Source organism: Methylobacterium sp. UNC300MFChir4.1, assembly GCF_900110155.1.
In the GTDB taxonomy this organism is placed as follows: Bacteria; Pseudomonadota; Alphaproteobacteria; order Rhizobiales; family Beijerinckiaceae; genus Methylobacterium.
In genome coordinates this window covers 695,331-707,999 of record NZ_FOCS01000001.1, presented here as the reverse complement: position 1 = coordinate 707,999, position 12,669 = coordinate 695,331, and the positions used below count along the sequence as shown (strand labels likewise).

The following is a 12,669-nucleotide window of genomic DNA, read 5'->3' as shown; positions in this document are numbered from 1 at the left end:
GCGCGTCCGCCTGCGCCTGCAGCCGCCGCAGCACCCGGTCGAACACGCCGGCCTTGCGCCACCGGTAGAACCGGCTCGACACCGTTCCCACAGCACCGTAGCGCGCCGGTAGATCCTCCCAGGGTGCGCCCGTGCGCAGGATCCAGAGCATGCCGTTGAGGACTTGCCGGTGATCCTCCGCAGGCCGGCCCGTGCGCGGCTTCTGCGGAGGCAGCAGCGGGGCGATCTGCTCCCACTGCGCGTCGGTCAGTTCAAAGCGTCGCATCAAGCCCACATGGGCCTGACCACCCAGCCTGTGAACCCCTTTGCAGAGACGCCCTAGTCGTCCACACCCAACCAGTCACCGCGTCCGGGCTCGTAGCAGGTGTACCCGATCAGGCAGTTCGGGTTGTCGCGGGTCGGCCGAAAGGCGCGCCGCGCGATCTCGGTGGGCTCGCAGAACGAGCGGTCGCGGACGAACCGATCGTAGGTCATGCCGCCGGTCCCGAGGACGAGCGCTCCGCGGGCCTGGATGAGGCGGATCGTCTGCTGGCAGGTCATCGCCGTGGTGGACGGCCGCGTCTGCGCCGCCGCGGGCGACGCGGCCAGCACCAGCACTGCCGCAATCCGGGTCATCATCGCCTGGGCCTCCGCGCGCCGTGGGTCCTGCGGACAACCCGGAGCGCCGCCGGTCCGCGCCGCGTCGCCTCGCCGCACGGCGATGCCGCGGGCCCTTATCAGTCCTCGAAGGCCTCGACGTGGACCGTCCCGGGCTCTTGCCGGCGGGCGCCCTCCTCGATCCGGGCGAGCTGCGCCTGCGCGCGGCCGCACGGGAACCCGTAGCGAGCGCGGACGCGCTCGCTGGCGATGCCCAGGGCCAGCCGGGTCAGGACGACGAACTCGTCGAGCGGGTAGTCCTGCCCGACCGCGAGGTGGTCCTTGATTACCAGCGACGGCGAGTAGCAGGCCTCGCGGGTCCCGTCCGGCCACCGGATATGGAAGCGCATCTCAGGCATCGCGCGGGACCCGCAGCGTGTTCCAGGCCGCCGCCCCCGTGGCCGCGGCAATCAACGGCGCGTCCCCGGGCGCGAGCTCCGCGTAGGTCGGCAGGTGGCGCGCCGCGCAGGCGTCCCAGACATGGGCCCGGGCGACCTCCCGGCCGGCATTGCGCAGCCGCGCCCGCCGGCTCGGCTCCAGGCTCGCCCGCATGGCCGACGCGATGGCGTCGGTGTCGTCCGGGTTCACCGACAGGGCTTCGCCGGGGGCGATGTACTCGGTGAAGGGCGGCCGGCCCGACACGATCACCGGCGTTCCGCAGGCCATCGCCTCCAGAACGCACAGGCCGTAGCTCTCCGCGAGGGAGGGAGAGACCAGGGTGTCGGCGAGCCGGTAGAGGCCCGGCATGTCCGCCTGCGCCACGGCGCCGGTTCGGATCACCGGCAGCCCGGGCCCGACCTCGAGCCCCTCGCGCTCGAGCGTGGCGCAGCACCGGGCCTCGTAGCCGGCCTGATCGAGAGGCGGCGCGGCGCCGGCCACGACGAGCTGCGCGTCGGGGCAGGTCCGGCGCAGGGCCGCGAAGGCCTCGATGATCGCCAGCGTGTTCCTGCGCGCCTCGAAGCCGCCGACGCTGAGGAAGACCGGGCCGCCGCTGAGGCCGAGGCGGCGGCGGAGCGCGTCGTCCTCCGGCCCGGGATCGGGCGTGAAGGCCGCCCCGTCGACGCCCGTGCCGACCACGTCGGCCCGGGCGCCGTACTCGGCCGCCAGCGTCGCCGCCCAGGTCCGGCTGACGCAGAGCAGGCGCCCGGCATCGAGGATCGCCCGCTCCTCCCACTGCGCGAGCCGCGCATCCGTGAACGTGTCGATCCGGTGGACCGTGCGCACGAAGCCCGGGATCAGGCGGCGCCGGGTCAGGGTGGCGAGCGCGTTGCCGCTGATCCGGCACTGGGCGTGGAAGACGTCGAAGTCGCAGGCGGCGGGCGTCGAGAAATGCGCGAGGTAGTCGGCGATCCGGGCGCCGACCAGCGCGGCGGCCGGTCCCGCGACCGGCTTGGCCGCGACCGAGATCACCGGACACTGCGCCGCGCGGAAGAAGCCGCCGCCGGTCGGGTCGGGCGCGTGGACCACCGCCTCGTGGCCGAGCCTGCCCAGGGCCTCCCCGAGAGCCAGAGCGTGGACCACGCCGCCGCGCGGGTCGGTCGAGTGCGTGAGGATCGCGATGCGCAAGCGGTCGACCATGGGACGGCTCACGGAGCCCAGCGGCCGGTCGGGGGACGCGCCGCGGCCCCGACCGCGCGCTCCGCCGCCCTGTCGGAGACGCGTCGGAGCGTGTTCTGCATGGTTCGTGCCGACTCGGCGTCACGCGTGCGGGTGCCACGACGCCAACGTCGCTGGGGTCGACCCGCCGCGCCGTTGTTGCCGGGAATCCTCGGGCAAGGGCGCGCCTCCCCACTCATGCCTAATTTTGCGTTACGAATTCAGTGCGTTTTCAAACTCTGCCCGGAACCGCTCTTTTCAGGGCCCTGTGTCAGATTGTATCTATCGCTCACGAGAGCCGGAGCCGTCGGTCCCGTGTCCAAGACGCTGAACACTGTCTTCCCCGCCCGCAGGATGCTGCGCCGCCTGGGCTTGTTGGGCGCCCTCTTGGTCCTTCCGACGGCGGTCCTCGCCTACGCGGACCTGCTGCCCGAATCCCTGGACATGCTGGGCTTCGACCTGGGCGACAGCCCGGACCTGCCCCACGTCGCCCGCCAGATCGCCATCGGCGCCCCGCTCAAGATCGTCGCCTTCGGGTCGTCCTCGACGGAGGGCGTGGGCGCGTCGACCCCGGCCAACGCCTACCCGGCCCGCCTGCAGATCGACCTGCGCAAGAAGCTGCACGGGATGGACGTGGCGGTCATCAACCGCGGCATCGGCGGCGAGCACGTCGACGACATGCTGGCGCGCCTCGACCGCGACGTGATCGCGGCCGAGCCCCAGCTCGTCATCTGGCAGACAGGCAGCAACGACCCGCTGCGCGGCGTGTCGCTCGACCATTTCCGCGAGGCCACCGTGTCGGCGATCCGCCGGATCCGAGACGCCGGCATCGACGTGGTGCTGATGGAGCCGCAATGGTGCCCGAAGCTCGAATCCACGCCGGGCGCCTCGCGCTTCCGCGACGCGGTGCGCAGCATCGGCGACGAGCTCGACGTGCCGGTGATCCGCCGGGCCGACCTGATGCACGGCTGGGTGCGCGAGGGTAAGCTGACGACCAAGCAGCTCTTCGCCGCCGACGGCCTGCACATGGCCGACCGCGGCTACGCGCTCCTGGCCGAGGCCGCCGCGCAGTCGATCCTGCAGGATGCCGGCCCGGTGCGCAGCCCCGAGCCGGTCGCCGAGTAGGCGCGCGATCCCGGCGCCGGCTGGACTCGGCCGGCGAAGCTCCCCATCTCGGCGCGATCGAGAGCGGAGCCGAATCTTGAGCCAGGACGCATTCAGGTACGACGACCGGGGCGCCGTCCCCCAGATGCACGCGACCACGATCCTGATGGTCCGCAAGGGCGGCCGCGTCGTTATCGGCGGCGACGGTCAGGTCAGCCTCGGCCAGACCATCGTGAAGGGGAACGCCCGCAAGGTCCGGCGCCTCGCCAAGGGTGCGGTGATCGGCGGCTTCGCCGGCGCCACCGCGGACGCGTTCACGCTGTTCGAGCGCCTCGAAGCCAAGCTGGAGCAGTATCCCGGTCAGCTGACCCGGGCCTGCGTGGAACTCACGAAAGATTGGCGGACGGACCGCTACCTGCGCCGGCTCGAGGCGATGATGCTCGTCGCCGACCGCGAGGTCAGCCTGCTCCTGTCGGGCTCGGGCGACGTGCTGGAGCCCGAGAGCGGCGTCATGGCCATCGGGTCTGGCGGCAATTACGCCCTGGCGGCCGCCCGCGCGCTGGAGGACGGCGACCTCGACGCCGAGGCGATCGTGCGGCGGGCCATGACGATCGCCGCCGAGATCTGCGTCTACACCAACGGAAACCTCGTCATCGAGGCGCTGGATACCTGAGACCCGGCCGGGCAGAGCCGGGCTCGCCGGCTCTACCGCCGTCGCCGCGCGCTCGATCGCACACGGTGTGCCCGCGTCGCCCGGATCCCGTCGCGGGCGCACGCGCATCGGCGCGGGGTCTGCCCGGCTGAAAGCGGGTCATCACAGCTTCCGCGCGAAACGCGCCGCGGGCGAATACGCTACGGCGCCGGTCTTCGCATCCTGCAAACCTTCCTCGAAGCCGCGCACGAATCGTAGCGCCGCAACGAAATCCGGCCCGGCGCCTCTTATCTCAGGTTGTACTCGCCGACGACAACAGTGCGCGGGACGATCACCGACGCTCGATTGCTGACAGCAGGTTTTCAACCGCCGTTCAACCGGGTTCATCCGGGCGATACAGCCCGCTGTAAGAGAAAATTTACAGCGTATAATTTATCACAACCGCCAGGGAACCAAATCCGAATTCCCGAATGGGGCCCTGGGGACTAACTATGCGCTCGATCAACGATGTCCGGATCGTAACGAAGCTGACTGCCGCATTCGGCAGCCTGGCGGCGGTCACGGTGGGGATCAGCGCCATCGGATACATTCACCTGTCTTCGATCGAGCGCGTCAATCATCTCACGGAGCACTCCTATCAGGTCATCTCCGCCCTCGACGGCCTCACGCAGGCGATGGTCAATCAGGAGACCGGCCTGCGCGGCTACCTGATCGCGGGCGATCCGAAATTTCTGGAGCCGCTCCGCGCCGGCCAGAAGTCCTTCAAGGTGTCGCTGGAGAGCGCCAAGTCGCTCACCGCCGACAACGCCGCCCAGCAGGCGCGCCTGGAGGCCGTGCGCGGCTCGGCGGAGACATGGTCGAACGATATCGCCGCCAAGGAGATGGCCCTCGTCGAGGCGGGGAACCTCGACAAGGCCCGGCAGATCGAGGCGAGCGGCGCCGGCAAGGCGTCCATGGACGCCCTGCGCGCCAAGATCGGCGAGGCCGAGAAAGCGGAGCGCGACCTCCTCGCCGCCCGAAGCGACGAGCAGGCGCGCTCCTTCGGCGCCGCCTACCTCGCGAGCCTGCTCGGCAGCGTCGCCAGCGTCGTCATCGCGGGGCTGCTGGCCTTCCTCGTCTTCGCCATGCTGACCCGCCCCCTCGGCCGCCTCGTGGCCGTGCTGCAGCGCATGGCCCGCGGCGAGATCGAGGCCGAGATCAAGGAGGCCGCCCGCGGCGACGAGATCGGCGCGGTCGGGCGTGCCGTGGACGGGATCAAGGCGATGGTCGCCAAGAAGGCCGCGGAGGAGGCCGAGATGAAGCGGATCGACGACGCGGCCGCCGCGGCCGAGCGGCGCCGGACCATGATCGAACTCGCCGACAGCTTCGATCGCGCGGTCGGCGGCATCGTCGGCATGGTCTCGTCCTCGGCCACCGAGCTGCAGGCGACCGCCCGGACCATGTCGGCGACGGCGTCCCAGACCTCGAGCCAGTCGAACACGGTCGCGGCGGCCGCCGAGGAGGCCGCCTCCAACGTCAACACCGTCGCGGCCGCGGCCGAGGAACTCGGCTCGTCGGTGCAGGAGATCGGCCGGCAGGTGGACGGCTCGGCGCATCTGGCGCAGCGGGCCGTCTCCGACGCCGATCAGACCGGCGCACTCGTCCAGGAACTGAGCAATTCCGTGTCGCGGATCGGCGACGTGGTCGGGTTGATCTCCAACATCGCCGGCCAGACCAACCTGCTTGCCCTCAACGCCACCATCGAGGCGGCCCGCGCCGGGGCCGCCGGCAAGGGCTTCGCGGTCGTCGCCTCCGAGGTGAAGGCCCTGGCCGAGCAGACTGCCAAGGCGACGCACGAGATCTCCGGCCAGATCGCGCAGATCCAGGCCTCGACCGGGCAGGCGGTGACGTCGATCGCCGGCATCACGGACCGGATCCGCGAGATCAGCGGCGTCGCCACCTCGATCGCCGCCGCGGTCGAGGAGCAGGGTGCGGCGACCCAGGAGATCGTCCGCAACGTCGCGCAGGCGGCCGTCGGCGCCGGCGAGGTCACGAGCAACATCTCCGGCGTCGCCGGCGCGGCCGAGGAGACCGGCGTCGCCGCCGGCCAGGTTCTCGACGCGGCCTCGGAGCTGTCCCGGCAATCCGAGCACCTGACTGCGGAGGTCAGCCGCTTCCTCGACACCGTTCGGGCGGCCTGATCGGGTCGGGCGCGGCGCCCGCCGCGCCCCTTCCTCATAAGGACCCTGCTCAGAGGCGTGACAAATAATTCCGGATCAGCTCAGTTTACGACGTCTTGACGAATAACCGGCATTTTGACGCCAATCGCGTCTCGACGGTCGGATAGCAATGAAAATCGGCGGAAAACTCCTGAGCTTCGTCGGCGCCTGCAGCCTGACGACGCTGGTCGTGGCAGGAGTCAGCGTCGCGACGCTGAAGAGCTTCGAGCGATCGCTGACGAGCGTCGAGAGCGCGTCGATCCGGGCGCTCGACGCCGCGAACTTCAACCGCCTCGCCGCCGAAGTCACCATGGACTCGCGCGGCGTCTACGCCTCCGCCGACCGCGCGGAAGCCGCGAAGTACACCGCCGGGATCCGCAAGGGTCTCGCCGAGATGGACGCGCTGCGGGCCGACTGGGCACCGCGGGTGACCGAGGCCGAGCGGCCGCTCTTCGAGACGATGGTGCGCAACGCCGACGCGTTCCGCGCCCTCCGCAGCGCCCTCGCGGACGCGGGCGACACGACCGGCCCCAAGGCGGCCGCGGAGCTCGGGTTCAACGACGCCAACCGGGCAAACCGCAAGGCCTTCCAGGCCAGCATCGACGCCCTGGTGAAGCAGGGCCGGGGCGAGATGGCGGCGATCAAGGCCGACACCCAGGCCCTGTTCGAGACGCGCACCCTCCTCCTGCTCGGCCTCGCCCTGATCGGCACCGTGATCTGCTGCGCCCTCGGCCTGCTCATCGGTCAGCGGCAGATCGCCCGGCCGCTGCGGGCGGTCTCGGACGCGATCCAGCGCCTCTCGCGCGGCGACCACACCCTGCCCGCCGTCAAGCCGGGACGCGACGAGATCGGCGCGATCTGGACGAGCATGCAGGTCTTCAGCGACACGATGCGGGAGGCCGAGGGCCTGCGGCACGAGCACCAGCGGCTGGAGGCCGACACGGCGACGCGCAAGCGCGCCGAGATGGCCGGGCTCGCCGAGCGGTTCCAGGGCAGCATCGGCGGACTCGTCGAGCACCTCGCCGGGGCCGCCGCCGGGCTGGAGCGTGCCGCCGCGACCATGGCGGGCAACGCCGAGCACGCCGGCACGCAGTCGCAGGCGGTCACCCGCGCCGCCGAGACGACGGCCCACAACGTCGAGGCCGTCGCCGCCGCCACCGAGGAGCTCGCCGCCACCGCCAGCGAGATCGGCGTCCAGGTGACCCAGACCTCGACGGCCGCCGAGAGCGCCGTCGAGGCGACGCGGCGGACCCGGGCAAGCGTCCAGGCCCTAGCCCGCAGCGCCGACGGCATCGGGCAGGTCGTCTCCCTCATCTCCACCATCGCCGGGCAGACCAACCTGCTGGCGCTCAACGCCACGATCGAGGCGGCACGGGCCGGCGAGGCCGGGCGCGGCTTCGCGGTCGTCGCCACCGAGGTGAAGGATCTCGCGACGCAGACCGCCAAGGCCACCGAGGAGATCGCCGGGCAGATCGCCGCGATGCGGACCGCGACCCACGACGCCGTCGCGGCGATCGAGGAGATCGGCGGCACGATCGAGCAGGTCCACGGGATCGCCCTCGGCGTGGCCGCCGCCGTCGAGGAGCAGCAGCTGGCGACCCAGGAGATCGCCCGCAGCGTCTCCGAAGCCGCCAGCGGTACCCGCGCCGTCACGGACACGATGGCGCTGGTTCTGGGCGCGGCCCGCGAGACGGGCGCCAGCGCCGCGGAAGTCCTCGACGCCGCCGCCGACATCGCGCGCCGCTCGAACGGGCTCGGCGGTGAGGTCGCGGGCTTCGTGACCCAGGTCCGCGCGGCCTGAGGTGGCCGGACCGACGCGCCCGTCATTTCGGAACCGCGGAGCCGGACCCGCGATGACGGAAGCGTCGCCGAGCGTTTCCCGCCACGTTGTTGCATTGCAGCGCGTGCGCCCCTAGGGTCGGCGCATTCGCAAGGACCCGGTGAAAGCCCGGGTGGCTCTTCCGGCCGCCGATCCGCCGGACCACGCATTCGAGACGCGCTCTGACCCGCCAGCGACGCGGGCACGCCGCTCGTGCGGATTCATCGATGTCAACACACGCAGCCCGGAACGCCGGATATCTCCGGTCGTGGACCTCCAACCTGCGCGGCGACACCCTGTCGGGGATCGTCGTCGCCCTCGCGCTGATCCCAGAGGCCATCGGCTTCTCGGTCATCGCCGGGGTCGACCCGAAGGTCGGCCTCTACGCCTCGGTCGTCATCGCCTGCACCATCGCCTTCGCCGGCGGTCGCCCGGCCATGGTCTCGGCCGCCACCGCCGCGACCGCGGTGGTGATGGTCGACCTCGTGCGCGAGCACGGCGTCCCGTACCTCTTCGCCGCCACGATCCTGATGGGCGTCATCCAGATCCTGGCCGGGTTGCTCAGGCTGGGCCGGCTGATGCGGTTCGTCTCGCAATCGGTGATGACCGGTTTCGTCAACGCGCTGGCGATCCTGATCTTCCTGGCGCAGTTGCCCGAGCTCACCGGGGTCACGCCGGCGACTTACGGGCTGATCGCCCTCGGTCTGGCGATCATCTACGGATTCCCGCGGATCACCCGCGCGATCCCGTCGCCGCTCGTCGCCATCGCGGTGCTGACGGCGATCACCGCGATCTTCCACCTCGACGTGCGCACGGTCGCCCATCTCGGCGCCCTACCCTCGACGCTGCCGAGCTTCGCCCTGCCGGACGTGCCCCTCACCCTCGAGACCCTGCGGATCCTCCTGCCCTACGCGGCGACGCTCGCCGCGGTCGGCCTGCTGGAGAGCCTGCTCACGGCGCAGATCGTCGACGACATGACCGACACGGCCAGCGACAAGAATCGCGAGTGCATGGGCCAGGGTGTGGCCAACATGACCTCGGCCCTGTTCGGCGGCATGGGCGGCTGCGCGATGATCGGCCAGTCGGTGATCAACGTCTCGTCGGGCGCCCGCGGCCGCCTCTCGACGCTCGTGGCCGGCGCGTTCCTGCTGGTGCTCCTCGTGGCACTGCAGGACCTGCTGGCCGTCGTGCCGGTGGCGGCGCTGACGGCCGTGATGATCATGGTCTCGATCAACACCTTCTCGTGGCGCTCGCTGCTGCGGCTGCGCACCAACCCTCTGCCCTCCTCGGCGGTGATGCTGGCGACCGTCCTGGTCGTGGTCGCCACCAAGGATCTCGCGATCGGCGTGCTGGTCGGCGTGCTGCTGTCCGGCGTGTTCTTCGCCGGCAAGGTCGCCCGGCTCAACCGGATCACGTCCGCCCTCTCGGCCGACGGCCGCACCCGGACCTACACCGTCACCGGGCAGGTGTTCTTCGCCTCGGCGGGGACTTTCTCGGAGGCGATCGACGTGCTGGAGCCGGTCGAGCGCCTCGTCATCGACGTCCACGCGGCGCATTTCTGGGACATCTCGGCCATTGCGGCCCTCGACCGGGTGGTGCTCAAGGCCCGCGCCCGGGGCCGCGACGTGGCGGTCATCGGCCTCAACGAGGCCAGCGCGACCCTGCTGGAGCGGTTCGGCCGGCACGACAAGGGCGACGCCGCGGCGGTCCCGGCGGCGCACTGAGGCGGCGACCGGCCGACGCGTGGCCCCTTGCGCGGGGCCGCGCGCGACCCCATTCCCGGCGCGGGGCCGTTTTCGGGCCGGGAACAGGGATGGCAAAGCGGTGACGACGTTCTCTCCCCGCGAGATCGTGTCCGAGCTCGATCGGTTCATCGTCGGGCAACACGACGCCAAGCGCGCCGTGGCGATCGCGCTGCGCAATCGCTGGCGGCGCCAGCAGCTGACCGGTCCGCTCCGCGAGGAGGTCGCACCCAAGAACATCCTGATGATCGGGCCGACCGGCTGCGGCAAGACCGAGATCGCCCGCCGCCTCGCCCGGCTCGCCAACGCGCCGTTCCTCAAGGTCGAGGCGACCAAATTCACCGAGGTCGGGTACGTCGGGCGCGACGTCGAGCAGATCGTCCGCGACCTCGTCGAGGTGGCGATCGGCCTGACGCGGCAGGTCAAGCGCGAGGGCGTCAAGGCCAAGGCCGAGGCGGCCGCGGAGAACCGGATCCTCGACGCGCTGGTCGGCTCGACGGCGAGCCAGGCTACCCGCGACAGCTTCCGGCGCAAGCTCCGCAACAGCGAGCTCGACGACAAGGAAGTGGAGCTGGAACTGACCTCCGGCGCCCCCGCGGGCATGCCGATGTTCGAGATTCCCGGCGTTCCGGGCGCCTCGATGGGCGCGATCAACATCGGCGACATGCTCGGCAAGGCGCTCGGCGGCCAGCGCGGCAAGCCGCGCCGTGTGCTGGTGCGGGACGCCTACGCGCCGCTGATGGCCGAGGAATCCGACAAGCTGGTCGACGACGAGGCGCTCGTCCGCGAGGCGATCCGCGAGGTCGAGAACAACGGCATCGTCTTCCTCGACGAGATCGACAAGATCTGCGCCCGCGAGGGCCGCTCGTCCGGCGACGTCTCGCGCGAGGGCGTGCAGCGCGACCTGCTGCCGCTGATCGAGGGCACGACCGTCGCGACCAAGCACGGGCCGGTAAAGACCGACCACGTGCTGTTCATCGCCTCGGGCGCCTTCCACGTCTCGAAGCCGGCGGACCTCCTCCCCGAACTGCAGGGCCGCCTGCCGATCCGGGTGGAATTGCAGCCGCTGACGGTGGACGATTTCAAGCAGATCCTGACCGCCACCGAGGCGAGCCTTCTCAAGCAGACGGTCGCGCTGATGGAGACCGAGGGTGTCACCCTCACCTTCTCCGACGACGCCGTGGACGCCCTCGCGCGGGTCGCCGTGGAGGTAAACTCCTCGGTGGAGAATATCGGCGCGCGCCGGCTCCAGACGGTGCTGGAGCGGGTGATCGACGAGATCTCCTTCACCGCCACCGATCGGTCCGGCGAGACGGTGCCGATCGACGCGGCCTACGTGCGCGACCGGGTGCAGGATCTGGCCTCGAACGCGGATCTGAGCCGCTTCATCCTGTAAGGGCCTGTCACGGACGACGCCGGGCCGGCGGACGCTCCGCTGGCCCGGGACAACGAGCCGTGCGCGCGGATGGCGTGTGCCATGAGGCCGAGCGTGGGCCGCGGCGGCCCCGGCATCTGCTATGCCCGCGCCGGGTCCCGGTCCTCAGGAATGTCGCCCCCGTGTCACGCAACAGGTTCGGCCTCGGCGATACGGTGCTGTCCGTGGCGGCGCTGGTCACCGGCATGGTGTCGCTCCAGTGCGGCGCGACCTTCGCCAAGAGCCTGTTCCCGGCGCTCGGCGCGGCGGGGACCTCGGCCCTCCGGGTCGGCTTCTCGGCGCTGATCCTGATCGCCGTCTGGCGGCCCTGGCGGCGCAGCCTTCCGGCACACGAGGCCGGCTGGATCGCCCTCTACGGGACGGCCCTCGGGCTGATGAACCTCCTGTTCTACCTCGCGCTGGCACGGCTGCCGCTCGGACCGGCCGTGGCCATCGAGTTCGTCGGGCCGCTGGCGGTCGCGCTGATCGCGTCGCGCCGCCGCTCGGATTTCCTGTGGATCGGCGTGGCGGTGGCCGGGCTCGCGCTGCTGCTGCCGATCGCCGGCGCGGACGGCCTCGACCCGGTCGGCGTCGCCCTCGATCTCGGCGCGGCCCTGTGCTGGGCGCTCTACATCCTGTTCGGGCAGCGCGCGGGGCGGATCGACGGCGGCCAGGCCGTGTCCCTGGGCATGTTGACGGCGGCCCTCGTCGTGGCGCCGTTCGGCGTGGCGGAGGCCGGACCGGCCCTGCTCGCGCCCGGACTCCTCATCGCCGGCTTCGCGGTAGCGCTGCTGTCGAGCGCCCTGCCCTACTCGCTGGAGATGGTCGCCCTGCGCCGCCTGGACCGCAAGAGCTTCGGCGTGCTGATGAGCCTGGAGCCCGCCGTGGCGGCCTGCGCGGGTCTGGTCCTGCTGGGAGAGCGAATCAGCGCCGTCCAGTGGCTGGCGATCGCGCTGGTGATCGCGGCATCGGTGGGAATCACCGTGAGCGCGCGGCGCGCGGCTCCGCCGGCGGCTGTCCTGGAAGCTTGATCCCGGAGAACTACTTGCCCGCCAGGACGCGCGAAGCGACGTTGATGTATTTGCGGCCGGCTTCCTGCGCGTGCAGCACGGCGTCGCCGAGCTTCTCCTCGTCGCGGACGCTGGCCAGCTTGATCAGCATCGGCAGGTTGATCCCCGCCACGACCTCGACCGAACCGCCGTTCATGCAGGACAGCGCGAGGTTCGACGGCGTGCCCCCGAACATGTCGGTCAGCACCACCACACCGTCCCCGGTATTCACGCGACAGACCGCGGACATGATGTCCCGGCGTCGCAGCTCCATATCGTCCTCCGGCCCGATCGTGATCGTTTCGATCTGATCCTGTGGACCGACCACGTGCTCCAGCGCGGCCTTGAACTCGGTCGCCAGGAGTCCGTGGGTGACGAGCACCATGCCAATCATCGACACGTGTTCCAACGTCCTGTGTGTGCCGCCATGTTGTGCATCGCACAGCCCCCCACAAGGCG

General features: G+C 71.2%; 12 protein-coding genes and 1 other annotated feature. Of the genes, 7 read left to right on the top strand and 5 right to left on the bottom strand.

Annotated features, from left to right (window positions below):
* From BMY19_RS03410 to BMY19_RS03395, 4 genes are all read right to left on the bottom strand, one after another.
* On the bottom strand, positions 1 to 265 hold a 265-nt coding region (locus tag BMY19_RS03410), incomplete at its 3' end, for an IS5 family transposase (RefSeq protein ID WP_107351037.1).
* A gap of 53 nt (positions 266 to 318) precedes the next feature.
* The gene (locus BMY19_RS03405; RefSeq protein WP_091680741.1) at positions 319 to 618 is read right to left on the bottom strand and encodes a hypothetical protein; all 300 of its coding nucleotides are present in this window, start codon (positions 616 to 618) and stop codon (positions 319 to 321) included.
* Positions 619 to 716: 98 nt separating this feature from the next.
* Positions 717 to 995 (bottom strand): MSMEG_0570 family nitrogen starvation response protein, encoded by a 279-nt coding sequence (locus BMY19_RS03400; protein ID WP_100250829.1) that lies wholly within the window; start codon positions 993 to 995, stop codon positions 717 to 719.
* Positions 988 to 2,214 (bottom strand): MSMEG_0565 family glycosyltransferase, encoded by a 1,227-nt coding sequence (locus tag BMY19_RS03395; protein ID WP_100250828.1) that lies wholly within the window; start codon positions 2,212 to 2,214, stop codon positions 988 to 990. Before BMY19_RS03395 ends, BMY19_RS03400 begins: the two co-directional genes overlap by 8 nt.
* Positions 2,215 to 2,547: 333 nt before the next feature.
* Between BMY19_RS03395 and BMY19_RS03390 the strand changes: the two genes are divergently transcribed.
* The 7 genes from BMY19_RS03390 (at position 2,548) to BMY19_RS03360 (ending at position 12,192) form a co-directional block, all read left to right on the top strand.
* The gene (locus tag BMY19_RS03390) at positions 2,548 to 3,357 is read left to right on the top strand and encodes an SGNH/GDSL hydrolase family protein (RefSeq protein ID WP_100250827.1); all 810 of its coding nucleotides are present in this window, start codon (positions 2,548 to 2,550) and stop codon (positions 3,355 to 3,357) included.
* Positions 3,358 to 3,481: 124 nt separating this feature from the next.
* On the top strand, positions 3,482 to 4,009 hold the full coding sequence (hslV, locus tag BMY19_RS03385) for an ATP-dependent protease subunit HslV (protein WP_020094598.1): 528 nt from the start codon (positions 3,482 to 3,484) through the stop codon (positions 4,007 to 4,009).
* Positions 4,010 to 4,479: 470 nt separating this feature from the next.
* Positions 4,480 to 6,168, top strand: coding sequence for a methyl-accepting chemotaxis protein (locus BMY19_RS03380; protein WP_100250826.1), 1,689 nt, complete (start codon positions 4,480 to 4,482; stop codon positions 6,166 to 6,168).
* Between the two features lie 148 nt (positions 6,169 to 6,316).
* The gene (locus BMY19_RS03375; RefSeq protein WP_020094600.1) at positions 6,317 to 7,987 is read left to right on the top strand and encodes a methyl-accepting chemotaxis protein; all 1,671 of its coding nucleotides are present in this window, start codon (positions 6,317 to 6,319) and stop codon (positions 7,985 to 7,987) included.
* A gap of 129 nt (positions 7,988 to 8,116) precedes the next feature.
* Positions 8,117 to 8,172 (top strand) — a sequence feature (sul1 is cis-regulatory element that is thought to sense ions involved in sulfur or methionine metabolism; They are found in Alphaproteobacteria).
* Positions 8,173 to 8,232: 60 nt separating this feature from the next.
* On the top strand, positions 8,233 to 9,729 hold the full coding sequence (locus BMY19_RS03370; protein ID WP_100250825.1) for a SulP family inorganic anion transporter: 1,497 nt from the start codon (positions 8,233 to 8,235) through the stop codon (positions 9,727 to 9,729).
* A 100-nt stretch (positions 9,730 to 9,829) separates the two neighbouring features.
* Positions 9,830 to 11,143, top strand: a complete 1,314-nt coding sequence (hslU, locus tag BMY19_RS03365) for an ATP-dependent protease ATPase subunit HslU (protein WP_100250824.1) — start codon at positions 9,830 to 9,832, stop codon at positions 11,141 to 11,143.
* A gap of 161 nt (positions 11,144 to 11,304) precedes the next feature.
* Positions 11,305 to 12,192: an EamA family transporter gene (locus BMY19_RS03360; protein WP_100250823.1), complete on the top strand. Its 888-nt coding sequence runs from the start codon at positions 11,305 to 11,307 to the stop codon at positions 12,190 to 12,192.
* Between the two features lie 10 nt (positions 12,193 to 12,202).
* On the opposite strand, the gene BMY19_RS03355 is transcribed toward BMY19_RS03360, so the two are convergent.
* Entirely contained in the window at positions 12,203 to 12,604 is a 402-nt protein-coding gene (locus BMY19_RS03355) for a PTS sugar transporter subunit IIA (RefSeq protein WP_010682249.1), read from the bottom strand.
* Positions 12,605 to 12,669 lie beyond the last annotated feature (65 nt).